The 23781-nt window shown below is 34.5% G+C and carries 24 protein-coding genes and 6 pseudogenes; 4 read left to right on the top strand and 26 right to left on the bottom strand.

Translation table 11 applies throughout. From position 1 onward, the window contains the following. The 18 genes and pseudogenes from BAQ48_RS18470 to BAQ48_RS18370 form a co-directional block, all read right to left on the bottom strand. Positions 1–147, bottom strand: a pseudogene (locus BAQ48_RS18470) (GH-E family nuclease); the annotation flags it as partial. A gap of 259 nt (positions 148–406) precedes the next feature. Beyond that, positions 407–601: pseudogene (locus BAQ48_RS18465) on the bottom strand (endonuclease V); the annotation flags it as partial. Continuing rightward, positions 601–1137, bottom strand: a pseudogene (locus BAQ48_RS28500) (SecY-interacting protein Syd). The pseudogenes BAQ48_RS18465 and BAQ48_RS28500, both read right to left, overlap by 1 nt. Before the next feature lie 8 nt (positions 1138–1145). Then, a pseudogene (locus tag BAQ48_RS18455) lies at positions 1146–1882 on the bottom strand (hypothetical protein); the annotation flags it as partial. 333 nt (positions 1883–2215) lie between these two features. Continuing rightward, on the bottom strand, positions 2216–2923 hold the full coding sequence (locus BAQ48_RS18440; protein ID WP_071712287.1) for an endonuclease V: 708 nt from the start codon (positions 2921–2923) through the stop codon (positions 2216–2218). 255 nt (positions 2924–3178) lie between these two features. Beyond that, on the bottom strand, positions 3179–3637 hold the full coding sequence (locus tag BAQ48_RS18435; RefSeq protein ID WP_000930862.1) for a toxin-antitoxin system YwqK family antitoxin: 459 nt from the start codon (positions 3635–3637) through the stop codon (positions 3179–3181). Continuing rightward, a complete protein-coding gene (locus tag BAQ48_RS18430) occupies positions 3627–4262 on the bottom strand; it encodes a YwqJ-related putative deaminase (protein ID WP_242660475.1) in 636 nt (211 codons plus the stop codon). Before BAQ48_RS18430 ends, BAQ48_RS18435 begins: the two co-directional genes overlap by 11 nt. A 496-nt stretch (positions 4263–4758) precedes the next feature. Continuing rightward, positions 4759–5247, bottom strand: coding sequence for an SMI1/KNR4 family protein (locus tag BAQ48_RS18425; protein WP_071712282.1), 489 nt, complete (start codon positions 5245–5247; stop codon positions 4759–4761). Continuing rightward, positions 5244–6020: an HNH endonuclease gene (locus BAQ48_RS18420; protein WP_242660472.1), complete on the bottom strand. Its 777-nt coding sequence runs from the start codon at positions 6018–6020 to the stop codon at positions 5244–5246. Before BAQ48_RS18420 ends, BAQ48_RS18425 begins: the two co-directional genes overlap by 4 nt. Positions 6021–6423: 403 nt before the next feature. Then, complete coding sequence (locus BAQ48_RS18410; protein WP_071712280.1) at positions 6424–6894, bottom strand: SMI1/KNR4 family protein; 471 nt, start codon at positions 6892–6894, stop codon at positions 6424–6426. Between the two features lie 19 nt (positions 6895–6913). Continuing rightward, on the bottom strand, positions 6914–7492 hold the full coding sequence (locus BAQ48_RS18405; RefSeq protein WP_423219976.1) for an HNH endonuclease signature motif containing protein: 579 nt from the start codon (positions 7490–7492) through the stop codon (positions 6914–6916). 256 nt (positions 7493–7748) lie between these two features. Then, entirely contained in the window at positions 7749–8462 is a 714-nt protein-coding gene (locus BAQ48_RS18400; protein WP_071712278.1) for a pentapeptide repeat-containing protein, read from the bottom strand. Between the two features lie 19 nt (positions 8463–8481). Next, positions 8482–9261 carry a hypothetical protein gene (locus BAQ48_RS18395; RefSeq protein ID WP_016134985.1) on the bottom strand — a complete coding sequence of 260 codons (780 nt, stop codon included), beginning with the start codon at positions 9259–9261 and terminating at the stop codon, positions 8482–8484. A gap of 42 nt (positions 9262–9303) precedes the next feature. Continuing rightward, a complete protein-coding gene (locus tag BAQ48_RS18390) occupies positions 9304–11202 on the bottom strand; it encodes an ADP-ribosyltransferase (RefSeq protein ID WP_071712277.1) in 1899 nt (632 codons plus the stop codon). A gap of 32 nt (positions 11203–11234) precedes the next feature. Beyond that, positions 11235–11561 (bottom strand): hypothetical protein, encoded by a 327-nt coding sequence (locus BAQ48_RS18385; RefSeq protein WP_001198201.1) that lies wholly within the window; start codon positions 11559–11561, stop codon positions 11235–11237. After that, positions 11561–12280, bottom strand: a complete 720-nt coding sequence (locus BAQ48_RS18380) for a DUF5081 family protein (protein ID WP_071712276.1) — start codon at positions 12278–12280, stop codon at positions 11561–11563. The genes BAQ48_RS18385 and BAQ48_RS18380 overlap by 1 nt, the downstream gene beginning before the upstream one ends. A gap of 22 nt (positions 12281–12302) precedes the next feature. Further along, positions 12303–12608 (bottom strand): WXG100 family type VII secretion target, encoded by a 306-nt coding sequence (locus BAQ48_RS18375; RefSeq protein ID WP_002066133.1) that lies wholly within the window; start codon positions 12606–12608, stop codon positions 12303–12305. 27 nt (positions 12609–12635) lie between these two features. Next, the gene (locus tag BAQ48_RS18370; RefSeq protein ID WP_071712275.1) at positions 12636–13058 is read right to left on the bottom strand and encodes a hypothetical protein; all 423 of its coding nucleotides are present in this window, start codon (positions 13056–13058) and stop codon (positions 12636–12638) included. 366 nt (positions 13059–13424) lie between these two features. On the opposite strand from BAQ48_RS18370, the gene BAQ48_RS18365 reads away from it, so the two are divergent. Further along, complete coding sequence (locus tag BAQ48_RS18365; protein WP_071712274.1) at positions 13425–14507, top strand: S-layer homology domain-containing protein; 1083 nt, start codon at positions 13425–13427, stop codon at positions 14505–14507. A gap of 113 nt (positions 14508–14620) precedes the next feature. Here BAQ48_RS18365 and BAQ48_RS18360 read toward each other — a convergent pair whose 3' ends face one another. The 5 genes from BAQ48_RS18360 to phaZ all read right to left on the bottom strand — a co-directional run bounded on the left by BAQ48_RS18360 (position 14621) and on the right by phaZ (position 18042). Then, positions 14621–15079: a VOC family protein gene (locus BAQ48_RS18360; protein WP_071712273.1), complete on the bottom strand. Its 459-nt coding sequence runs from the start codon at positions 15077–15079 to the stop codon at positions 14621–14623. A 279-nt stretch (positions 15080–15358) separates the two neighbouring features. Then, the gene (locus tag BAQ48_RS18355) at positions 15359–15559 is read right to left on the bottom strand and encodes an NETI motif-containing protein (RefSeq protein WP_000166302.1); all 201 of its coding nucleotides are present in this window, start codon (positions 15557–15559) and stop codon (positions 15359–15361) included. Further along, positions 15543–16739 carry an MFS transporter gene (locus BAQ48_RS18350; RefSeq protein ID WP_071712272.1) on the bottom strand — a complete coding sequence of 399 codons (1197 nt, stop codon included), beginning with the start codon at positions 16737–16739 and terminating at the stop codon, positions 15543–15545. The genes BAQ48_RS18355 and BAQ48_RS18350 overlap by 17 nt, the downstream gene beginning before the upstream one ends. Before the next feature lie 112 nt (positions 16740–16851). Further along, on the bottom strand, positions 16852–17079 hold the full coding sequence (locus tag BAQ48_RS18345) for a hypothetical protein (protein ID WP_071712271.1): 228 nt from the start codon (positions 17077–17079) through the stop codon (positions 16852–16854). Between the two features lie 60 nt (positions 17080–17139). After that, positions 17140–18042 carry an intracellular short-chain-length polyhydroxyalkanoate depolymerase gene (gene phaZ / locus BAQ48_RS18340; RefSeq protein WP_071712270.1) on the bottom strand — a complete coding sequence of 301 codons (903 nt, stop codon included), beginning with the start codon at positions 18040–18042 and terminating at the stop codon, positions 17140–17142. 189 nt (positions 18043–18231) lie between these two features. Here phaZ and BAQ48_RS18335 point away from each other — a divergent pair, with 189 nt between their 5' ends. From BAQ48_RS18335 to BAQ48_RS18325, 3 genes are all read left to right on the top strand, one after another. Then, complete coding sequence (locus BAQ48_RS18335; RefSeq protein ID WP_071712269.1) at positions 18232–18648, top strand: MarR family winged helix-turn-helix transcriptional regulator; 417 nt, start codon at positions 18232–18234, stop codon at positions 18646–18648. A gap of 15 nt (positions 18649–18663) precedes the next feature. Beyond that, on the top strand, positions 18664–19863 hold the full coding sequence (locus BAQ48_RS18330) for an MFS transporter (protein ID WP_071712268.1): 1200 nt from the start codon (positions 18664–18666) through the stop codon (positions 19861–19863). Positions 19864–19963: 100 nt separating this feature from the next. Then, the gene (locus BAQ48_RS18325) at positions 19964–21223 is read left to right on the top strand and encodes a serine hydrolase domain-containing protein (protein WP_071712267.1); all 1260 of its coding nucleotides are present in this window, start codon (positions 19964–19966) and stop codon (positions 21221–21223) included. Between the two features lie 442 nt (positions 21224–21665). Here the strand turns inward: BAQ48_RS18325 and BAQ48_RS28110 are convergent. The 3 genes and pseudogenes from BAQ48_RS28110 to BAQ48_RS28305 form a co-directional block, all read right to left on the bottom strand. Next, a pseudogene (locus tag BAQ48_RS28110) lies at positions 21666–21868 on the bottom strand (IS4 family transposase); the annotation flags it as partial. Positions 21869–21942: 74 nt separating this feature from the next. Beyond that, positions 21943–23310: a short-chain fatty acid transporter gene (locus tag BAQ48_RS18315; RefSeq protein ID WP_084064855.1), complete on the bottom strand. Its 1368-nt coding sequence runs from the start codon at positions 23308–23310 to the stop codon at positions 21943–21945. A 56-nt stretch (positions 23311–23366) separates the two neighbouring features. Further along, positions 23367–23633, bottom strand: a pseudogene (locus BAQ48_RS28305) (SGNH/GDSL hydrolase family protein); the annotation flags it as partial. Between the last annotated feature and the right edge of the window lie 148 nt (positions 23634–23781).

Genomic DNA, 23781 nt, shown 5'->3' with positions numbered 1-23781 from the left:
CTCCAAATTCGAGATCCTACTCTGAATACTCGCCTTTGAGGCATCATGGGCTTCTTGGAATTTCCCGCCATAATTCGTTCCAGTTCTAGCGACACTTCCATCTGGCAGTATTTCTACACCTTTTACGAATGGGGTTACGGAGTCCACACCTTTTGCTAATGTACTTTCAATTATATAATACTAGTAATTTCTGTTAGCCTTAATTTATATAAAAAGCACTTGTTGCCTTTCATAGACAATCAAGTGCTTTAAACTCATATGTTTTTAAGTAGTATTAAATTTGTAAGTTTTTTAGTAACAGTTCGACAGCCTTTATATGTTGTGACAAATACTAGGTAAAACTTACAAGTTTATATAAATGCATCCTACTTGTAGTTATTGCTTAATAAATATAGAATACACTGTTTTATTCTCCTATTAACTTCTTCCTCAGTTTATGTGTTTCTAAATCTGCTAATCTAACAGGAATAGGTAAACGACTTTCATTATTAATACAGTTCATAACAATTTCAGTACTTGTATCTAAATCAATCCAGTTCCCACAAGAAACAAAAATAGGTTTAACATTTTTTGTCGTTCTTAAAGTTCGAACATAGATTTCTATTGTTCATCCTTAAATCTTAATTGTGAAATTAGACTTTCTAAACTATTAGTTATTTGTTTATAATCATTCAATTCAAAATCTTCAACTAAAATTTCACCTGTATTGTTGTCTAGCAATATTAACATCCCATTTGATTCAAAACCAATTGGGATATATTTAAAAATATCCTCTTTAGATTCTGCATAGTCTTTGACAAGTGAAATAAAATAATCTGGTTCAATCCCTGGAATAACTGGGTGCAAATTAATATTATAAGAAGAAATCCATCCCGTTTATTCTAAAAACCAATACGAATTGAAATACTGCTTCACCGAATCATGTAATTGAACGTTATATTGACTTTCAATTTCATCAAAGGAAAATTCAACTCCCTTCTCTATTGGTTTCCAAGAAATATATCCATATTCATCTTCTTCACCCGAATATATAAATTCATCTACATCTTCATTCCACGCTATTTGCGGTAATGAATTGTTGTACTCCATCCATTTATCTATAAATTTTTCAAAATAGCCTTTCATAACCTCTTTCATATTAGAAATCACTCCTTAATAAGTTTCTGTAGTAACTCTGAATAAATTTTATCTTTACCCCATATCCCTGCTTCTTTTTCTATATTATGAATTCCACCGGATCCTGGGTGTAGTTTTTGGGCACTGGAAATGCTTGTCCACCTCCACCAATATGATGATGAACTAATTTGTCCCCCCTAACACCTTTAACATCATATTGAGAGAAATATTCCCTAAACACCTTATCATTAACAGGACTATCAGTAAACGGATTCCTACCTTCTATTATTGCTCTATTATTCGGGCTGAACGCTTCTGGATGTCGATCAAGGAGTTCACTCCAAAAATACTTTAAATCACGTCTCCATCCTTCTGCATTAGTGTACTTTTCGCCTTTCCCAACAAAAGGCATCTCAACGACTGTACGTTGAGATGCAATATAAACTGGATCTATATTTTGAAGTTCTACACCACGATATGTTCTAATAGGATTATCAATTTCACCCGTACCCTTAGCCACACTACCTTCCTTACTAACTCCTGAGCCACCACTACCCTTAGCAAGTTGATAAACGTCATCCTTAGCTGCCGTACTTGCCTTTGAAAACTTTCCAGCTACTTCTCCAACAGTTGAAGATTCTATATAAGGAAGCTTCATTCCTATTCCAGTATCCACCATCCTAACTGCTACTGGAATAGGAGTATTTTTCATCGCATCTAGTGCATTCTTTAAAGTCTTATTTTCCTTAAGCGATTGTACCACATTATTTCTACGCTAAAATGCAAAAAAGCACTTGTTGCCATAATTGACAATCAAGTGCTTTAAGTTCATACGTTTTTAAGTAGCATAAATTTGTAAGTTTTGTAGTAACAGTATGACACCTTTTATATGTCATGACAACTACTATGTTAAAACTTACGAGTTTGTACGAGTTCGTTAATTTAATATACATTCCATGCGTTTATATTCATCCCACAGTAAAATGTCATCTCGCCTAAGCTCGTACTTCTTTTTCTATTCTATCCTTGCACGTAATACTCTATTTAAAGCAGTTACATAAAAACCTTGATAAGTATTCAACTTATCAAGGTTTAAGCTCTATAACTTATAATTTTCCCATAGTTTTTTTCTCATTATATGTGTCTCTAAATCTGCTAATCTAACAGGTATGGGTAACCGACTTTCTTTATTAATAAGTCTCATGACAATTTCAGTACTTGTCTCTATATCAATCCAGTTACCACATGAGATAAAAATGGGTTTTACACTTTTGGTTGTTCTTAAAGCTCGACCATATATTTCATTATTAATGATAATATCCGTATACGATCCCTCTTGATTTTCAGGCATAGTAAAATCTACATCTTTAATCTTTAAATAACTTTTCGCTACACCAATTGTTGGTTTATTTAAATAGAAAGAAGCATGTGTTGCAATACCCATGTGTCGATAATGCAAATAACCATTCCCATCAAACATATAGATATCTGGTTGTTTAGTTAGTTTTTTTGCTGCAGCTTTAATTAAAGGCAACTCACGAAAAGCAAGAAAACCTGAAATATACGGGATTGTTATTTCTCCATAACTGTACACTTTTTCAACAACTTCATTTGTACTAAAATCAATGACTACAATACAGCATGTACCATACATTTTACCATTTATTTCCCAATACGCTAAATCTACTCCTGCAACAAATCGTATTTCTTCTAATTGAAAGGTATTTCTAAGTTGTACTTTTGGTAAGAATGCACGCTGCTCATTTTTAAATTCCTCTATTAAAGGTTTTAATTTAGAATTATCCATTGCAATCACAGCGTAAAATTTTTTCAATAAATAGTAAATTCTCTTTGGTTGATTCAAGCTTTTGTTTTTTTATATATTCTTGTTGATCCCGCTCAGCGCAACATAAACATATCGCCGTATTTAAACTCCTCTTCATATTTCCCTCTCCACTTTCATACCAAATTTAGTGCATACCTCCTGTATGTCTTCTAACCATACTTCATTTGATGAATTACAACTCAACATTTCAACTGATTTTGTATAGTATTTACTTTATTATACTTTTGGCTCCCTACTGAATTTTTTAGCATATAATAAATCTGATTCACTTGGTTCTGTTTTTTGTTCTATAATATTCCCTTGTTCATCATACTTTTTAAAAGTCATCTCACGTCCGGCAATACATTCAGACTCATACTTTTTCGCCCTGTTTTCAAAGAATTCAACCTGGTAGCCTTCTGCCGAGTTTTTATTCATATTTCCTATCCTTTTTATATTACCACTCGGATAAAACTCCACATATTTTCCTTGTTTAACACCATTTTCTACGTAGAAATAACTTTCTATATTCCCATTTTCATAAATATCGTAAGCTAATCCAGTAAATAATTTTTCTTTTCCATCATCAGTATACTCTACTATTCCTAAATCATAAGGCCCCCCGTATTCTAAGTACTCCTCAAACTCTAGGCCGTTCTGTATTATATACTCCTTCGTTAATATATCATTTAACATTTTTTGAAACCTCCGTGATTATTTCAAATTCATCTGTAAGATAAGCACAATGAGGACACCTTAGAAACATCATTCCAGCTGGTTTTGTTCTATTTTGCCCCGTACGAATTACATTGATAACAAAATTATCCAAACCAGCACTTGGATTAGCCTTTAATGCTTTATTCAAGGCAATTACTTCAGCGTGTGAACCTGCACCTTTTGTAAATGTATATGAATCAATAACTTCTTGTGGCATAGAATCATATCTTGACTTTATTAAAGGATGGAAATCGGGCAATATTCCATCGTAGTCATTTATCGAATAGTGAATTTTACCAGTTGTTTTATCATACACTCCAGCAAAGGCTGGACCAATTTTTTTCTTACTTATCCCCGTATCCTTTAACTTTTGCAATTCCTTAAGTGTTTCACCGCGTAAGTTAATCCTATAATTCAATTCTTTTGAAGTAAATTTTCCATATTTATTACGTAAATAATCTATTCGACTATTACCCGTACCCTTAACCCCACTACTCTCCAAATTCGAGATCCTACTCTGAATACTCGCCTTTGAGGCATCATGGGCTTCTTGGAATTTCCCGCCATAGTTCGTTCCAGTTCTAGTGACACTTCCATCTGGCAGTATTTCTACACCTTTAAAGATTGGGGATACGGAGTCCGCACCTTTTGCTAGTTTAATTTCAATTATATAATACTAGTAATTTCTGTTAGCTTTAATTCACAAAAATAATTTTTTTAAATTTATAGTATACCTTTCAATTAAAAAGCACTTGTTGCCTCAAATAGACAATCAAGTGCTTTAAGTTCATATGTTTTTAAGTAGCATAAATTTGTAAGTTTTGTAGTAATGGTATGACACCTTTTATATGTCGCGACAACTACTACGTTAAAACTTACGAGTTTGTACGAGTTCGTTAGTTTTATGTCCATTCCATGCCTTAATATTCATCATCCAGTAAAATGTCATCTCGCCTAAGCTTGTACCTTGTTTTCTATTCTATCATTGCACATAATACTCTATGATGGTACAACCATCATGGAGTATCTATTTTCAAACACCCTATTATTTTTTCTATCCACTTCACATAAAATTTATTTTTCATTCATCATTATATTTTTCAATCGTGTAATTTACTTAAAAAATCAGTAAATATATCTGCAATGTAAAATACATTTTCTCTTGCGATTTTCTCTGCTTCTTCTGCCGTAATCCCTTCACTTTCCATCAGCGCTTCCTTTTTCCATGCATCTTCATGTTCCCAAAAAACAACAATTGGATTTTCTTCATGATTTTTATAATCAAAGCAAATTAAATTTCCTGCTGGGTCAAATGCAAATGGAATTAATTCTTTAGGTAATGTATCACTAAAGTCATTATATACTTCAACTATATATTCGTCACTATTTTCATCAAAAGATAATAAAGTCCCAAAAACTCTCTCATGATTATTCACATTAAATATTTCTGGTTCCACATTAGCACCATTATTCACAGCTACACATTTTATATAATCGTTTGGAAATTTAACACCTATTTCATTACCAATTTCCCCTACAAAATCTTCACTTACAGTTGCATCAGCAAATTGCCACTCTACTTTTCTCATCTAATTCCATCTCCCCATAATTTATTTCCACCTAAGTGATTTACTTTATGTACTTTTGAAATAACTAATTGCATCTTGCCAGGGACTTGATGGTGATGCCAAGTTAATCCTTTTATTCTTGCCTTACCAGCATTTATTTGAGCTAATTGATCTGGAGAAAACAATTCTTTTGGAATCTTGCCTGAATCAATCGCTTCTTTTAATTTCCTTGTACATTCCTGAAACTGTGCCTCATCTGGACTAATATGTAAATTCTTATCTAGTCTCATTGTAAATTTAACATCGTCCCCTTTAAATATTGGGAATCCTAAAATATCAAAATCTACTCCTTTTTTCACATGTGTTCCTCCTGCTAAAGGCTTATTTAATATATTATTTTTCGTTTTAGTATTCAAATATGTTTCTGTTAGTCCCACGACTTCTTTAAACTCTTCAACACTATCATATCCCTTAGGCACAATTGATCTATTAATCAAATTTCCGTCTTTATCGTAATTATTTTTAATTACTTCGTCAATTTCAGATCTATGAACAGGATTACCCGTACCCTTAACCCCTCCACTACCCTTAGCAAGTTGATAAGCGTCATCCTTAGCTGTCGTACTTGCCTTTGAAAACTTTCCAGCTACTTCTCCAACAGTTGAAGATTCTATATAAGGAAGCCTCACTCCTATTCCAGTATCCACCATCCTAACTGCTACTGGAATAGGAGTATTTTTCATAGCATCTAGTGCATTCTTTAAAGTCTTATTTTCCTTAAGCGATTGTACCACATTATTTCTACGCTAAAACACAAAAAAGCACTTGTTGCCTCAAGTTGACAATCAAGTGCTTTAAGTTCATATGTTTTTAAGTAGCATAAATTTGTAAGTTTTGTAGTAACGGTATGACACCTTTTATATGTCGCGACAACTACTACGTTAAAACTTACGAGTTTGTACGAGTTCGTTAGTTTTATGTCCATTCCATGCCTTAATATTCATCATCCAGTAAAATGTCATCTCGCCTAAGCTTGTACCCTGTTTTCTATTCTATCATTGCACATAATACTCTATGATGGTACAACCATCATGAGTCATTATTTTCAAGCTTCTCATTGTTTTCCTGTATCACTCAAAAATCTTTTTGGAGTTCCTTTATCTAATTTTAATCATGTGATTTGTCTAGATAGATGTATTAGTGAAGCATACCCATAAATTCATCGAATGTATCTGCAACATGATGACTTACTGGTTCAAGTTCAGCAGAATTCTCATGATCCCACACACAAACTTTCGGGTTACTTCTTGATTCTCTAAAATCTAAACATAAAAAATCACCGGCAAATAATACAGCAATTGGTAATAAAGCTACTCCCAGTAAATCTCCATCATCTGTAAGTCTCTCATCTAGCTGAGTCCATGTTACATCAATATCAAACATACCTATTTCAATATTTTCTGGGGCTTCAAGAATACATAAAAACCTAATAACTGCATAGCTATGGTTATTACACACAAAAGATTTCTTTTCTTGGGAACCACCATTATTAACTTTTATGAAATTCTTATAATCTACCGGTAGTTGAACTCTCCAAAATTCTTCTTTCTTTAATATTAAACTATCAGACGGTAACGGATAAATTATAGATTCTTTTTTAATTTCCATTCAAAACACTCCTTTTTTATTATCTTGGCGCATCTGCCCACATTCCTTTAGTCCTTCCACCATTATGAACAGTAATACCATGGATTCCGTAAGGAACTAGTTGCATTTTCCCTGGTACTTCAGTATGATGCCACGTATAAGAACCATTTTCCACCATAGCCCTTATATCCTCTGGAAGCCTGTTATTCAACCAGTCAAATTGCTCCACATCTCTTTTTAACCATAAATCTTTTGGAAGTTCATCTTTATGTACTACTAGACCCAGTCCTTCAAAATCAGCAAATCCATAGCGCATACCTTCTACTTTTTTCACTTCAACTTTCGGGATAAGACCTAATTCTTCAGCTCTTTGTTTTATCATTTTCCTTTTATTACTTGTTAATTTGTTCCCACCTTTAATATTATTGGCCCAAGACCAGTTTTTAATATCTATTACCTCAATATAATGTCGAGCATAATCATCTAATACATCATCAAAATTCTTAGTTCCGTTAATAAAATCAGCTATATTATTTAAATTAACTTCACTTGTTGTCTTACTTCTATTCCCCGTACCCTTAACCCCACCACTCTCCAAATTCGAGATCCTACTCTGAATACTCGCCTTTGAGGCATCATGGGCTTCTTTTATACTTTCATTAAGTAATACTTCTTGCTCTTTAATGAAGAGAGATGGTTCACATCTTTTGCTAGTTTAATTTCAATTATATAATATTCACGAATTAGTCCATCCATCAAACAATTCTTAAAAATAATCTATATTGACTTCTACTTATTTATCAATCTCTAAAAAAGAGCACTCGCTACCAATCATAGGTTTTCGAGTGCTCAAATGTATATAATCCCCATCATATTTAAATCATTTTTAAGATTTGTTCCTTCACATTTTCATCAAATTTGGCTCCTTCTACCTTTGCTCCCTTCCAAACTACATTGTCAAGTTTAGCACCGGTAAAATTCGCATCCGTAAAATTCCCATTTAAAAGGGTCGCTCCTGTAAAATCTGCATTTGTAAAATTTGCACTTCTAGCATTTACTTCTGATAAATTTGCATTTCCTAAATATGATTTTTCAAAATTGCCTTCTGTAAGATTCGCACTGCTGAAATCCGTTCCCGTACAGTCGGCCTGTTTTGCATCTATTTTATATAAATTTGCTCGTCGAAAAGTAGCATGATTTAATATCGTTCCAACTAATTCTCCATATGAAAAATCAACTTCATCAAAACATGTTTCAAAACAACTACTTATATTTACCTTTGCATATTTCATATTTGCTTTAGAGAAATTAGCTTCACCAAATCTACAATCTGCAATATGTATTTCCTCTAAATTACAGCTCCTGAAATCAGCAAACTCAAAATCACAATCAAAAAAAGATGCTCTCATTAGTGAAGAAGCTCTTAAATGGACTTGTTTTGCCATGATACCCTCTGCCATCACCTCTGACAAATCAGAAAAAGTAAGGTCTAAATTGCTCATATCTAGCCCATCTATAATTTCATCATTGTATTGAGATCGATTTAATATTTCCATGACTTTTATTCTATCATTATTTTTCTCATCCATGATTACAAATTCCTTTCATTTAACTTTCCAGATACTCCTTCCAAGCAACATTTGGAGAATAAGTTACAACCATTCGACTTTCATGAAAACTTGGCATGGCCATTACTTGAGCTGGTTCTAAGTATTTCATCACATGTAACCAACTATCAAGTAACATATCTATATCGGCTTCTAATGGATTTTGTAAAAGGTCTATACAAATCCCACCCCAATCCAGCTCTGATACGACAGCTGGGCTATTTAGTAATAATTCCTTATCAAACATGTCTAAAATATGACCACTCAAATATGTTCTAGCACCTACCCCCAAAGGACCGTTAGGAAGAAACCTTACCGGTATAGGTAAGGCAGACATATTCATCCACATATGTAACCGTTCACGTTCCGTATTCCATGGATAAGACGCTTTCCAAAAAATTTGCGACACCCCAAAACGTGGTTTTACAATTTCTGCGATTTGATCGGATAACTCAAAAAAAGCAGACCATAAACTTTTAGGTATTGATTTATGAAACTCAAACTCAAGATATGACCTATGACTCCAGTTAACTTTAAAGCTTCCTCTATAGTGCACTGCTTTATCACGATACAAGTGTACTTCTGATACTTTACGTTCCAAAATCACCTTTTCAAGAATTTCCTCACGATTATATTCTACCCGTACGGTTTCACTGTTACCCCAATGAGTAGGAGCAAATTTTTCATTCGAATCAAACACGCTCAAAAGACGACCTAGTATCTCTTCCTGATTAATCGATACTGTAGGATACATTGCAATTGTAAAATAATTAGGTTTCATTTAAATCCCCCTTAATACTAAAAAGTAAAGTTACATACTTATCTATATTTTTATCCATATACCTCCACCAGGGATATCTGGGTGCGCTTCCCACTTATGTGTCACTTTACCACTATTTGGATCAGTATAGAAAATGTCACTCTCTTTCGCTAAAGGCCCACTTGGTCTTGGATGAGGAGGAATCCCATTCAAATCAGGTTTATCACTTGATATTGTCACAATATGACTTCCACTTTTATCTTCGAGCATCTCTCTTTCAGCTCGCATTTGACTGTCATTATGAATAACGTGTTCTTTGTCACTTATTTTGTGTTTGTGATCATGAACTAAATCGATTTCATCCTTAGCATTACGACCTATACTATCTGGACGCGTAAGATGCCCTTCACTGGATGTATACGTAACAACCTTGCCAGAGTTATTGTCTTCTAATGTACGATTTAGGTGTTCTCCCAAAGCTTTTCTCCCTTTTATTTCTTCTTCTCTTCCTCGCTCTTGACTTTTCCTTAAATTTTCACGCTTAACATCCCACTCTTTACGTTCTAAAGGCTCTTTTGTTTCTTCACAATGACGATTATACCTAATGTTATCTGCTTCCTTATAATCCCCTCGCGCTTTGGCTTCATCTATTTTCATTCGATAGTATTTTTCTCTTTCCGGAGTTAGCTTAATTTTGTTTGGATTTGCGTTACTACCATTACCCGTACCCTTACTAGCAAGAGAAGCCTCTACACCCTTAATCTTATCATCTATAATCTTATTACTTTCTGTATGATGCTTATTCACCCAGCTTTGGAAATCTGTACCACCTTGTTTAGATATTAGTAAGCCATTGCCGTCAACTTCAAAACTTGCCGATTTGGCTGTCCTATCATCTATGCTTTTGGCTATTTTTTCGCCAAGTTGATACATCTTTTCATTTCCAGTTTTCTCCATTTTAAGGCTCGTTAGTTTCAAACGGTCAAGCATAATAGCTTTATTATCACGCAATGATTGTACCACATTTCCACCCAAATTTGGATTAAAACCAGGCATTCCTTCTTTGAATTTTAATAATTTTGCTAAATCAGCTAATTCACTCGTGCCTTTGAATGCTTTTACTCCTTTTCCTACTGCTCCCACAACTGGGATTGCATCTAATCCACCAAAAATGATGTTTGCTGTGCGTTCTTCTTGGCTCAATTTCCGGTGTGTTCCCCAGTCTTCTCCGTCAATACCACTTTTGATTTGTACAGCTCCGTATACTACTGCGGCAGCGGCCCCGAGTGGTGGACAAAGGATTGTTGTGATGATGATTCCTACGCCTATTCCTATGTCTCGCACCATTTCTAGTTTTTTCTGTTCATCTTCTATCGATTTGTATTCGAATCCTCGTGTGGATGGGACTACTTTCTTGTATTCTTCATAATTTAGTTTTGCATCTGGGTTTTGTTTTTTTAGTTCTTTGTACTCCGTTCTCAGTACGTTATCAAATGCAGGTGAATCTTTAAAAATATCTTCTACTGTTATTTTATCTTTCTTCTTCTGTATTGTTTGTGGTACACTTCCATATCCTGCGTGCGCACCTGGTGATGCTGTCGTTGTTGTAGAGCCAATTCGGTTATTTGTTTCAAAACTGAGAATAGATGTATCTCTCATTTTTTGAGCGAATTTATCCATTTCTACTAAAAAAGGTTTATCTATATGTTCAGAGACTACTCGCCCTGCTTCTCCGCAATATTTTTGTAATGTCGTATAACTATCAAGTAATTCCCCGATTTTTTGCGATTGATCTTTAGGACTAAAATGTATGCTACCATCCGAGTCTAAATCTCGTATTCTTCCATCAATACTTTTTAATAATACATTTGCTTCCCTTACTTTCATGAGTGCATCTTTTGTAATTCGATTCATACCATCTCCCATGTTTTGCCATGGTTCAGGTCTATATTTCACATCCATCTCGTTTTCATCCCCCAGCCGTATGGTGATTTCTACAACTTACTTAATATTTCACGTAATTGTTCGTCCTTTTCAAGCATTTCTACACATACATTTCCTACAACTGTCGCTGACCTAGAATAGTGTTCAGCCAATTCTAGTGTTTTGTGTAATATATCAGGATATTTTTCAATTACTCTCATCGCTTCACCTTTTTGATAAAAATCACAGCTTAATAAACTCTCAATATTCGTTCCAATGACGTCTACATGGATTTTATATATGTTTTCTAACTTCATTACTATATCAAGTAGTTCTTGAAAATTAACTAATACTTCTTCTCCACCACCAGAACCACTATCTCCCATTGATACTTGCATTATTGAATACCTCCTAACGAGAATTGTCTCGGGTCAATTAATTTTTTATATGGCATTTTTAACACGTCATACAATTTCTTATTAACCGCATAGAGGCTCACCCAGTCATATCGATTACGATCTACATCTATTTGAACGAAATCTTCTTCTTCAGTGAAATATAAGAAACATTCCCATTTTCCTTCTCTATTACTTCGAGGCCTCGTATACGTTTCTATCGCTATAACGTCTTTATTTGATAAATCTTTTCCCTCAAATGTTTGTTGTTCTGCCTCTGTCATTCTCTTTGAGAAAAATGTATCTTCTATCTCCCTTGGTTCTCTCAATAAGAAGGGAATGCGTGTTAATAATGAAAAATATACGTCCGGTTTTGGTATGTAGTCGATCTCGTATTTTTTATTTGGTTCTATTTCTGTTAATACAGCCACTCGGTCTTTATCCTCTTTCAAAAAGCCAATTAACAAGTTATTAATTCTCGTGTATTCGTGACAATTTTCATATTCCTTTAATAGTTCAATCATTTGAAAAGCTGCAGGGGTAATTCCGTTTTCACTTGTAAGTAGGCCTTTTTCTTTTAAACTCGTAGTTGCTTTTGTCACACATTCTTCATCAAGTAAAATAATTACGTCACGATTCGGCAATCCAAATATATCTGTAACTCCAGCTGCACCTGCGAGAACATATAATTCAGCAGGTGCAAAACTCATTTCTTTCCCCATTCTTTTATCCCTCATTTCTCCATCACAATTGTTTTATCGCCCTTACTTCCGGTCTATCTCCGTACGTTTGAATACTTTTATCTAACTCTTTCAAAGCTTTCGTATGCCCTTCAAATGCCTCTACCATTTCTGAATTATATTGAATAATCAAATCAAGATAACTTAAAAATGCATCCCTCGTTTTTCCATTCCATTTCGCACCTGTGACATATGCTTTTAAGTCTTTCGCTTGGTTTAAAGAATCCTTCATACCATTTTCAATGTTTTGTGCGTAAGAAATGGCACTTGTAGTGTTACTTCCTATAATTTCAACCTCTTTACCACTCATGTTAGTTCCCCCACATTCTGTGTATGCTTAATGGATAAGTTTTTCAAGTTCCTTTTTCTTTTCTTCAAAAGCCTTGGTCGCAGCAGCGTATGCTGACGCTTTCTCAGATTCTGCTTTCGCTTTATATTCCAAATACTTTGCATAAGCTGTACCTTTTGCAGATCCAACATCGCTTAATGCACTTTTAAAATAGGATACTAATGTATTTAATTCTTCATCCTTTTCATGACGTTTTTGTTCAAATTCAACTGCTGGAATTTTATTAGCTTCTAAACCATTACTTTTACTCTCATACTCTCTCTTTGCTGATTCAGCATCTTGAATTAATTGTTGTAACTCTCTTTCTTTATCTTTTAAATAATCATGTAAATCATCATACCGATCTCGTTTCCTCGCGCTTTCTGTAAAACCCGACGCATTTAAAAAAGCATTGTACAATTCATCTAACATCTTTCTCCCCCTTTAGCACAATAACTATGTAGTTAAATTCGTATATTTAAACATGAATATTCATTACATTAAGAATTAACAAATAATTATTTTTACATATCGCTATTTTATCAAAGCAATTTTAACATTTCCATATTTTATAAAAAGCTTTCGTATTTTTCTTCAATTAAATAGCAATAAATATTTATCATCTAAAAATTATAGTTTTATATAGATTATTGGAATTTTATCTATATTAAGTTAATTAATGACAAATATTCATCGTTTACATGTTATAATTGCGATGTATACATTTAATTGTATTAGATGTATATGTGTAATACGTATGTTTAATAAAGTTAAATTAAACTGGGGAGGCTTTCGCTAATGGGCAAGAAAACAAGCAAAGCTAAAAAAATTTTCGGATTCGTGATCACCACAGCACTAGCAACTACAATGATGGTAGGCACAGCAAACGCACAAACAACTACGAATAACTATAAAGTAGCTGGCAATGCGAACACTGTATTTACAGATGTACCAAAGGACCACTGGTCAAAAGATGCTATTGATTACTTAGCAGCAGCAGGACTTTTTAACGGATATGGAAATGGCAAATTTGGTTTTGGGGATAATATTACTAGAGGCCAGGTAACTTCTTTAATCGCTCGTCATTTAGGTTTAACAGCAAACAATGAACAGAGCAATATGTTTAACGATATTAAAAATCATATGTTTGAAAAGGATATTAAAGCTATTGTACAGGCTGGAATTATGACAGGTGATGGAACAGGTGCTTTTCGTCCAGATGATGCATTAACTCGGTATGAAATGGCAGTAGTATTACAAAAAGCATTTCAATTACAATCAAAAGGCCAAAGTAACTTTAAAGATGTACCTCAAGATCATTGGGCCTATAAATTTGTAAATACGCTACGTAGTAACCGAATATCCTACGGTGATGAGGCAGGTAATTACAATGGCAACACGCTTGTGAAACGTGAGGAGTATGCACAATTTTTATATAATTCAATAGCAAAAAATAGAGATTATAATTTCAACATCAATTCAAAAGAAGAAATGAAACAAATGTTAACAACAGCTTTACAGAATGGAACGTTTGGTCCATTTACATTAAATTCATTGGGTAAAGATCTATCTGACGTAAAAAAAGAATATGGAGTGCCTGATGTTTTGAAAAAAGCACCATGTACAGAATGTGATGCACCTAATATAGCGGTATACGGCGATTATAATATTGACATGTACCCTTCTGACGCAAGACATATATGGGTAAAAATGGATATAACTATCAATGAATTAAAAGAGTGGTTTGGTGAACCCGATGAAATCGGAGGGGATATGACTAGCGAAGGCTTTATATATAATCGAGGAAGCTATTATCTTTATTTCAGCTTCTCTGATGGTTATATTCAACGCGCTGAAATATCTAATCATGAATATAATTAATAAATATATAAAGCATAAAAAATCCTTCAAGAACATGCCTTTTCTTGAGGGATTTTATTTGTCTCTATCTATTTAACAAAATCCAAAGCTATAAAACTTCTACTGATTAAACTTTATTTTTCTTGGTGCTCCGCATTCCATTCACTTAAATACGTTGCATATTCAAATTCATCTGGATCATCATCTAGTATAGAAATAAACTCTAATTTATTTCCATCACAATCTAAAAAATATACGCTTGCAGCTGGCATCCACCTTTGAACAATCGGCTCTTCATTTCCTTTCCCCTGACTTCCTATCACCTCTATTCCACGCTCCTCTAACCACAATTTAGAAGTCTTTAAAAACTCTAAATCTACACGAAAAGCGAAGTGTTTCGTCTCAAACTCTTCATTTGTATGTACTTCCCATAATCCAAGCATTTGTTTTTTATTTTCTCCTACCCAAAAGAATGCAACTCGTCTTTTCAATAGTTTTTTTGCTAATGATAAACCTAATTTATTTTGATAGAAATTTATCGCCTTTTCTAAATTTCTTACATGTAAATGAGTTTCATATATGCTTTGTATCATTATATTCATACCCCCTTTCATATTTTTATAATACAAATACATATGTTTTAAATCATCCTACTTTTGTATAATTGTTCGTTCCTACAAAGGTATAAATATGTGTCTTTATAATTCATGTCCCCGCGCCGAAATTCTATCCATTACGGACTTTTCAATTTACTTTTACATTTTTGTATAGTAAACCCTTCCGCATGAGCTTATTTTTTGTGAATTGTAAAAAAACCACCCAACTCAAATGAATTGGGTGGCTCTATACCATAAAAGAATTTGCTATTCGGATTACTTCAATTTCCCCTCAAAAACAATCTTTCTACCGCACGGTTCCACTTCTGTTTTGCCGTCTTTCTTCACTTCATGAAAGATTGGTTCTTCCATACGACGTGACGGTGCGTAGCCTTCTTGTTCCATACGTGCTAAGCAGTCTGTAATTGTTTCGTTTTCGAGTACTTCAAATTTCTTTTTATTAGGTTGTTTTGTCATGACCTAACCTACTTTCTATTTTTCTTGATGCGAATTGATTCTTCATGTAGATTATATATACCATTGCGAGAATTCCCATTATAATCATAACCGCAATAAAAAAGCTTGTATACTGTATTTTTTCTATAAATACGCCTCCTAATACAGGTCCTATAATACTTCCTAAACTGAAGGCGATTCCAGATAATATATTACCTGCTGGTAGTAAGTGTCTCGGTAATAGATCAGTCATAAATCCAAGTCCTAAAGAGAAGCACGATCCGATGACCATACCAGCTAAAAGCATACAGGCAAAGACGATCCAGTAATATTGATCAAATACTGCCGCAAGCAAGAAAATACCCGTACTTATGCTGAACGTCCACGTTAATATACGGTCTCTTCCATATTTATCACTCAATATACCGAGCGGAATTTGTGTAATAATACCTCCAATCGCGAATGCTGGTATTAAGAAAGAAACATCTGATACAGACCACCCTTGGCGAAGTGCGTATACTGGTAAGTTACTATTTAACATTGCTTCAAGCACACCATATGCAAGTGGACCAATAAGTGCAATCCCAGCTAATCCAACGACTTGTTTATAACGAGAAAATGATGATTCACTTTCCGTATTCGTTTTATCTTGTGCTGGGAATGCATTTTTCGTTGGTAATAGTAAAATCCACCCTATTAAGCACAGTATAGTAGATACGATAAATGGCGTTGCTAGGCCGTACTGAACTGTACTTGCCAAATAAGGGCCAATTGCAAAACCAATTCCGCAGAATACGCCGTATATCGATACTTGTCTGCCTATTTTACTAGGGTCCGATGTTGTTGTAATCCATGTTTGTGTTCCGACATGAAGCATATGATCTCCAACGCCAACTAAGAATCTAAGAATAAACCATACCCAAAATGAAAATATTTTTGTGAAAAAGAATAATGAAATAATAACGAGAAAAACACCAATTACGATAATTGGTTTCATTCCAAACCTTTGCATCGGTTTTTCAAGAAACGGTGAAATAAATAATATCCCGATGTATAATGCCGTCGCATGAATACCGTTAATACTTGAACTAACTCCTTCTTGTTCAAAAATCATGGCGATTGTAGGTAGTAACATTCCTTGCGATAAACCAGAAATTGCTGCAACCCCAGCCATAATCCAAAATGTAAAACGCATTGACATCCTCTTCCCTCACCTTCTTCCGCTTTCCATTATAAACTGTTTCTGCAAATGCGTGTACAAAATATTCACAATAATAAAAAAAAGAAGCTAAAAGAATGAACCTTTTAGCTTCTTATCCTTCCCAAACTTGTGCTTTCACATTGTAATGAAAGTGCTTAAAATATGGATTCTCATAAAATGATGGTCCATATAAGTAAAGATGAGCATGAGCTGTTAGTAGATGCGGCACTTGCATAGGAACTACAGTTGGTGAAACTTGCATATACATCGGATCAATCATTATTTTTGTATATAAATGATGATTATATGGTGACTGTGCAATTAAGACTGGATGGTGCATTGATATTCTCCCCTTTTACCTACAATGTTATAGTATATGCAATACGTTTCATTTCGGGGATTATTTCTGTTCTAACCAATCCTCTACATGCTTGATAAACACATCTAAACAATCAATAAACGGTGAATGACCACAGTCTTCTAATACCTTTAACTCCGCATTCGGCAAATGTTGCGCTAACTCTTCACCGACTACTTGCGGTACGACGTAATCTCTGTCACCTTGTATGACGAGTGTAGGAGCTTTAATGCGATGAATTTGTTTATTTCCCTCTACAACTCCATTATGTTCATTCGAAATATTAAATGTAATAAGCGCATAATTCACATCTACGAAATTACGCTGCGTTAACATATCATCTAAATACTTTTCATAACGATCTGGTTCAGGTTGATTATGTGTGTATATTAATAGATTCCATACTGTACGGTAATATAATTTATTCATATTTTTTATCGCGTCTAGTACTGGTGCAATTTGTACCGGATCTTGCGCAATTTCTTCTTTCGTTTTTAATAAACTAGTGACGATCGGTTGTCCGTTAATATCTTTTTTAAAGATTGGGTACCCTTTCATCCCTACTGATTCTACTAAAATTAGCTTTTCTACAAAATTCGGGTGATTTGCTGTAAATTGCATCGCAACACCACCGCCCATTGACCATCCCATTAATGAAAATTTCTCTAGTTTTAATTGATCGATAAATAGCTTTACATCTTCAGCAAAGTCTTGTAATGAATCTATCGACTGATTATATGTTGATTTTCCAAATCCTCTTAAATCAAGAGCGTAAATATGATATTGACCTTGCAGTTTTTCAATGACTAAATCCCAGTGTTGTGACGATGTCATGTTACCATGAATGAGTACAAGAGTTTCTGTATTTCGCCTTCCAACTTCCTGATACGCAATCGTTTCTCCGTTCGATAGTGAAACAAACTCCATTGTTGCAGGCTTAATCATCACAAGTTCCCCCATTCTTTTCAATAGAAAGAAAATTCTTTATTTAATTAAAGAATACCATGTAGAATGTATGTTCTCAACATAAAACCTCTACGAAATTTTTACATAAATCAACATGTCTATTACTAGACAATAAGAATAAAAAGGTATATAGTTAGCTAGGTAACTAATTTGAAAGGATCAAACTATATGGACGAAAAACAACATTTTTTTCACATTGTCAGCCAGACTTCTCGAAAGTTTACGAAGAAGTTTAATGAACGCGTATCTCCAACTGGGTTGTTTAGTGCACAATGGGCTGTAATTTTTCGCATTAATCAAACTGGATCTTGTACCCAAACAGAATTGTGCCAGTATTTAAATGTTGAATCGCCAACGATGACTCGTACGTTAACACGTATGGAAACGATGGGTTGGATTATTCGTACAGAAGGAAAAGATCGCCGTGAGAAACTCATTTCTTTATCAGAAACAGCGATAAATATGATTCCGGTGTGGCAAGAAGAAGTTGATTCTTTCGAAGAAAAGACGCTAGAAGGTATTAACGAAGCTGATTTACACCAAGCATTTCAAGTGTTACAACAAATTATTAAAAACTTAGATTAAATTGGAGGGATGACGATGCAAAGTGAAAAACTTTGGACAAAGGATTTCCTCGGAACTTGTTTTAGTAGTCTATTTCTCTTTTTAACATTTTACATGCTTATGACTACTCTACCCGTCTATGTAATAGACGGCCTAAAAGGAAAACCTGAGGAAATTGGTTTAGTTGCAACTGTTTTTCTTATTTCATCTGTTTTATGTAGACCATTCACAGGAAAATGGCTCGATGATTTAGGAAGAAAGAAAATATTATTTATTTCACTTTCATTATTTTTAGCCGCTACTGTTATGTATTTCGGTGCGCAAAGTTTATTTTTATTACTTGCCCTTCGCTTCTTACATGGCATTGGGTTCGGGATGGCAACTACTGCAACTGGTACGATTGTAACTGATGTGACACCAGCTCATAAACGTGGTGAAGCACTTGCTTATTACGGCGTATTTATGAGTCTGCCAATGGTAATTGGTCCTTTTTTAGGTTTAACAATTATTTCCCATTTTTCATTTACTGTACTATTTATTGTTTGTTCGGTATTTTCATTACTCGCATTTTTATTAGGATTAGTAGTGAATATTCCTCATGAGGAACCAGTAAGCAAACAAAAACGAGAAAAGATGAACTGGAAAGACTTAATTGAACCATCCTCTATCCCAATCGCTCTAACAGGATTTGTTTTAGCCTTTTCTTATAGTGGCATTTTATCCTTTATTCCTATTTATGCAAAAGAGCTCGGTTTAGGAGAGGTTGCTAGTTACTTCTTTATTGTTTACGCACTTGTTGTTGTAATTTCTCGTCCATTTACAGGAAAAATCTTTGATCGTTTCGGTGAAAATGTACTTATTTATCCAGCTATCATTATCTTCACAATTGGAATGTTCGCTTTAAGTCAAGCGCAAACCCCGTTTTGGTTCCTAAGCGCAGGTGTATTAATCGGTTTAGGCTACGGAACATTAATTCCTAGCTTCCAAACGATTGCAATTACTGCCGCTCCAAACCATCGACGCGGTTCTGCGACAGCTACTTACTACTCGTTCTTTGATAGTGGTATTGGCTTTGGTTCTTTCATTTTAGGTATCGTCGCTGCAAAATCAAGTTATCATAATATGTATTTTATCGCAGCTATTATCGTTGCGTTCACTTTACTTTTATATTATGGATTACACGGACGAAAACAAAAATTCAAGAAACAACGTACAGACGGACAAGTATCCGCTTAACATAAATAAGGAAAGTAAACTTCCCCGTTTACTTTCCTTATTTTGTATTTCTTTCAATAGAAGCGTATACTTATAATAGAAATAAAAAGGAGGGACCTATATGAAACTAAAAAAATCTCCCCTACTCTTACTCATAATTACATTCATATTTGTAATTACAGGGCTCGGTTTTACATACTTCAAACATAATAAAACAATCCCATCGAAAAATAACGTAACGAAAAAAAATTGGTTAGATGATCCGTACTTACGCTGGTCGTATACACATATGAAAGAATTCACCTTAATTAACGAGGTAAATAATAACCCTAATCAAATTTCCCACTTCCCTACTGCATTGCAAAACTTAGACGATTTTGCTGTGGAACGTAGATTCGGAAATACAACGCCTCTAAAAAAGCTTTTAGATGAAAACAAAACAGATGCTTTCGTCGTTGTACAAAATGGACAACTTGTTTATGAACGATATTTCAATGGATATAAAGAGAGTGAACCTCATGGTATGGCATCGTTAGCAAAAGTATTTACCGGGGCAATTATACAATCTCTCGCTGAAGAAAACCGTATTGACTTAGAAAAAACAGCTGACACATACATAAAAGAATTAAAAAATACACCGTTCGGTAATGCCTCGTTGCAACAATTAATGGACATGCAAGTGTCTGCAGAGTACCCTACTCACGGATACGAACATCCAGCGTTAGAAAATCAAGATGCACAACTATATTTAGCGAGCAATATTTTACCTCGAGGTAAAAACTACGACGGTCCGATGAAAATTTATGATATGTTACGAGAAGCAGAAGAAACGGCACCACCTGGTTCCGATTTTTCTTACGATAACGGATCAGCGGAAACGCTCGCTTGGGTTATTCGAACTATCACTCATAAATCATTAGCGGAAAATGTTAGCGAACGAATATGGTCTCAAATTGGTATGGAAGAAAACGCCTATTACGTTACTGATGAAACAAAAGTAGAACAAGCAAGCGCTGGCTTAAATGCAACTGCTAGAGATATGGCTAGATTTGGACAATTACTATTAAACAACGGGGAATATAACGGAAAACAAATTCTCCCTTCTTCTATTACTGAAAATATAAAAAATGTCCAAGAAGGTGAACTTGCGGTTGGCCCTGGAGCTTCCATTTCTTATCATAATCAATGGTGGATTCCGCACAATGAACAAGATGCTTTTGAAGTGTTAGGTAGTTACGGACAAACACTTTACATCGATCCGAAAGCAAATATGGTAATTGTCCACTTCTCTTCTAACGCTACGCCAAGTAATGAAATACATTCAGTTTATTCCAATATGTATATTGATATTGCACATCATTTAGAGAAGCTTCCGCAGTAGTGGGAGCAGGAGTTTAAACCTTGCATTTATGACTATTTGATTGAATACTCGATCTGTTGTGCTGAAACATGAGTATATCTAGAAAAGGATCTCTCTTAATAAAGAGAGATCCTTTTCTTATTTCTTCTTCTTTTCTGTCGGTTGACTTTGTTTAGCGAAATTAGATGAATCATCGAAATTTGGTTGCTTTTTGCCAGCATTATTACTTCTACCTTTTCCCATATGTAATGCACCTCCCCTCATCCTTACTATTCCCAATAAAAAATTCCTCTTGCATCCATGAAGATTTTTTTATTGTCTCTTATTCATAATGTCCAACAGTTCTCGTAGTACTTCCAACACTCCCGGTTCTGCCATACCATATTGGATACTTTTAACCATAGTGTTGATAGTGGTCATCATGCTGAGCTTGATAAAGAACAGCTTGCGGATAAAAAATCCCTGTACATTCCATACATGTGAAAGAAGTTTTAGTGGCATTTTGACTCACCCAAGCACATAAAGTAACTAAATACTTGCTTGGTACCTACCTGTTTGTTGCACAAAACCAACATCTCTAGCAATATCTCGTAAGATATTTGGAGATAAGAATCTTTAAAATTCTTGAGCAAATAATTGTAATTCATCAGATACAGAAATAGACATAAAAAACGCTATCCTTTCCTATGTATTTACAGAAAGAATAGCGTTTTTTTATTTTAATTGTATTACTATGAAAGCTAATATACAAATAACATCAATAAACTTGTAACTATCCCAACCCAAATGCAGAGAATGAAACAATACCCCATAATGTCTTTAATTTTCAATCCCAGCACACCTAAAAGAGGTAGTGCCCAGAACGGCTGAATCAAATTTGTCCATGCGTCTCCCCAGCCTACCGCCATAGCGATAGTAGCTGGATCTACACCTAACTTCAATCCTGCCGGGACCTGCAGTGGCCCTTGCAAAGCCCATTGTCCCCCGCCAGATGGTGCCAATAAGTTCACCAATCCCGCTGACCAATATGTAAATATATCAAATGTATCCTTTGACGCAATGGATGCCATCCATTCAATGATTGAGCTTCCCAATCCTGAACTACCTAAAACAGCGATAATCCCCGCATAAAATGGAAACTGTAGAATAATCGGAGAAATGGATTGCGCAGATTCTTTGAATCCTTGTGCAAAGTTACCAAGAGAACCATGCAGGAGCAAACCAAGTGACAAGAAAAACAAATTAATGATATTTAAATCTAAACTACGACCGTTCACGAATTCATAAACACAATACAACGTGCCAATTGCACCTAATACTATTCCTAGAACCGGTGTCCATTCTAGTTTTTCCGCAACAGTTAAATTCTTTTGAGGAGGTTTTACAAAAGAATTTGTATCAGTTTCAGGTGCTTTATAGCTGATAATCCCACTTTTTGGAGCCATAAGTACAATAATAATTGGCATCGTGATGAATAGAGCGAAAAAAATAATTAGAGTAGAATAACTAAAGATTGTTTGTGAGGTAGGAATAATTCCAATCATATCTACAAGAAAATGATCCTTTGTGGCAATTGTCAGGCCAATAGAACTTGAAAGACCTGCGCTATATAAGGCTGTCGGAGCATAAGCAGCTGCTACAAGTAATGGAAAATGTGCATTCGGATTCTTTTTCGCTACTTCCTTCGCAATGATCGCTCCCACAACTACAGCTAGTCCCCAATTGATATAGTATGCAATTGCACTGATCAAAAATGTCATCGTATAAGCCTTTTGAGGTGTATCGGCTAACTTTGCAATAGACTGTAAGCCTCTATTAATAAACGGGACAGAAGCTAGCGTCATCCCTGTAACCATTAGCAATACCATTTGCATTGTAAACGTTAAATAAGTCCAAAATCCATCCCCCCAAGATTTTACGATTTTGTACGGATTTGAGGGATTCATCAACAAAGCTATAATGAAAGTAAATAAAGTGAGCAGCACTGCGATAACAAAGGCATCTGGGACATATTTCTGAGACCATCTCGAAAATACATTTGCACATCGTGTAAGCAATGATTCTTTCTTTCCTGGTTCTGGATTTGTCTCCAATAAGGAATGTTTCATAAATATTCTCCTTTCTAAATTTTAATAAGGTAAATATAAATAAAATTCCACAAAAGAAAATAAAATCCTTTTACACTTGCTGCACACGAATCAACTAGATCCACATTCGAATATCTAAATACCGTTACTTTCAATCTCTCATTTACGATTGATTCCTACGGACGTGGTACCCTCGTATTAATACATATCATTTTATGTTCATTTCCAATTAATTTTATTAATGAAACATGTTGCTCAGTAGTAAAAGCTCCATTTGTACCTAATCCAATAATGACATAGTTTCCTAAATTCGCTTCATTTTTTAACTCTTCAACTACAGGAATCTTTATTTTAAATATCCAGAAATAGATAATTTTTTCATTTTATGGTTCGTTGACTACTAATAATGATTCACGTTAACCTGACGTGTATAGAATATACACTAGAAATTTTATTGGATACGCACACAATCTGAATTATTATATTTAATTT

The sequence above is a fragment of the Bacillus luti genome (assembly GCF_001884105.1).
GTDB classification, from domain to species: domain Bacteria; phylum Bacillota; class Bacilli; order Bacillales; family Bacillaceae_G; genus Bacillus_A; species Bacillus_A luti.
The sequence above is the reverse complement of the archived record's forward strand: the minus strand, read 5'-3'. Positions and strand labels throughout refer to the sequence as shown.

Bases quoted from the DNA above. Each gene is read 5' to 3' on its own strand.
- BAQ48_RS18440 (WP_071712287.1), bottom strand. From the start codon at position 2,923: ATGGATAATTCTAAATTAAAACCTTTAATAGAGGAATTTAAAAATGAG.
- BAQ48_RS18435 (WP_000930862.1), bottom strand. From the start codon at position 3,637: ATGTTAAATGATATATTAACGAAGGAGTATATAATACAGAACGGCCTA.
- BAQ48_RS18425 (WP_071712282.1), bottom strand. From the start codon at position 5,247: ATGAGAAAAGTAGAGTGGCAATTTGCTGATGCAACTGTAAGTGAAGAT.
- BAQ48_RS18410 (WP_071712280.1), bottom strand. From the start codon at position 6,894: ATGGAAATTAAAAAAGAATCTATAATTTATCCGTTACCGTCTGATAGT.
- BAQ48_RS18400 (WP_071712278.1), bottom strand. From the start codon at position 8,462: ATGGATGAGAAAAATAATGATAGAATAAAAGTCATGGAAATATTAAAT.
- BAQ48_RS18395 (WP_016134985.1), bottom strand. From the start codon at position 9,261: ATGAAACCTAATTATTTTACAATTGCAATGTATCCTACAGTATCGATT.
- BAQ48_RS18390 (WP_071712277.1), bottom strand. From the start codon at position 11,202: ATGGATGTGAAATATAGACCTGAACCATGGCAAAACATGGGAGATGGT.
- BAQ48_RS18385 (WP_001198201.1), bottom strand. From the start codon at position 11,561: ATGCAAGTATCAATGGGAGATAGTGGTTCTGGTGGTGGAGAAGAAGTA.
- BAQ48_RS18380 (WP_071712276.1), bottom strand. From the start codon at position 12,280: ATGGGGAAAGAAATGAGTTTTGCACCTGCTGAATTATATGTTCTCGCA.
- BAQ48_RS18375 (WP_002066133.1), bottom strand. From the start codon at position 12,608: ATGAGTGGTAAAGAGGTTGAAATTATAGGAAGTAACACTACAAGTGCC.
- BAQ48_RS18370 (WP_071712275.1), bottom strand. From the start codon at position 13,058: ATGTTAGATGAATTGTACAATGCTTTTTTAAATGCGTCGGGTTTTACA.
- BAQ48_RS18365 (WP_071712274.1), top strand. From the start codon at position 13,425: ATGGGCAAGAAAACAAGCAAAGCTAAAAAAATTTTCGGATTCGTGATC.
- BAQ48_RS18360 (WP_071712273.1), bottom strand. From the start codon at position 15,079: ATGATACAAAGCATATATGAAACTCATTTACATGTAAGAAATTTAGAA.
- BAQ48_RS18355 (WP_000166302.1), bottom strand. From the start codon at position 15,559: ATGACAAAACAACCTAATAAAAAGAAATTTGAAGTACTCGAAAACGAA.
- BAQ48_RS18350 (WP_071712272.1), bottom strand. From the start codon at position 16,739: ATGTCAATGCGTTTTACATTTTGGATTATGGCTGGGGTTGCAGCAATT.
- BAQ48_RS18345 (WP_071712271.1), bottom strand. From the start codon at position 17,079: ATGCACCATCCAGTCTTAATTGCACAGTCACCATATAATCATCATTTA.
- phaZ (WP_071712270.1), bottom strand. From the start codon at position 18,042: ATGATTAAGCCTGCAACAATGGAGTTTGTTTCACTATCGAACGGAGAA.
- BAQ48_RS18335 (WP_071712269.1), top strand. From the start codon at position 18,232: ATGGACGAAAAACAACATTTTTTTCACATTGTCAGCCAGACTTCTCGA.
- BAQ48_RS18330 (WP_071712268.1), top strand. From the start codon at position 18,664: ATGCAAAGTGAAAAACTTTGGACAAAGGATTTCCTCGGAACTTGTTTT.
- BAQ48_RS18325 (WP_071712267.1), top strand. From the start codon at position 19,964: ATGAAACTAAAAAAATCTCCCCTACTCTTACTCATAATTACATTCATA.
- BAQ48_RS18315 (WP_084064855.1), bottom strand. From the start codon at position 23,310: ATGAAACATTCCTTATTGGAGACAAATCCAGAACCAGGAAAGAAAGAA.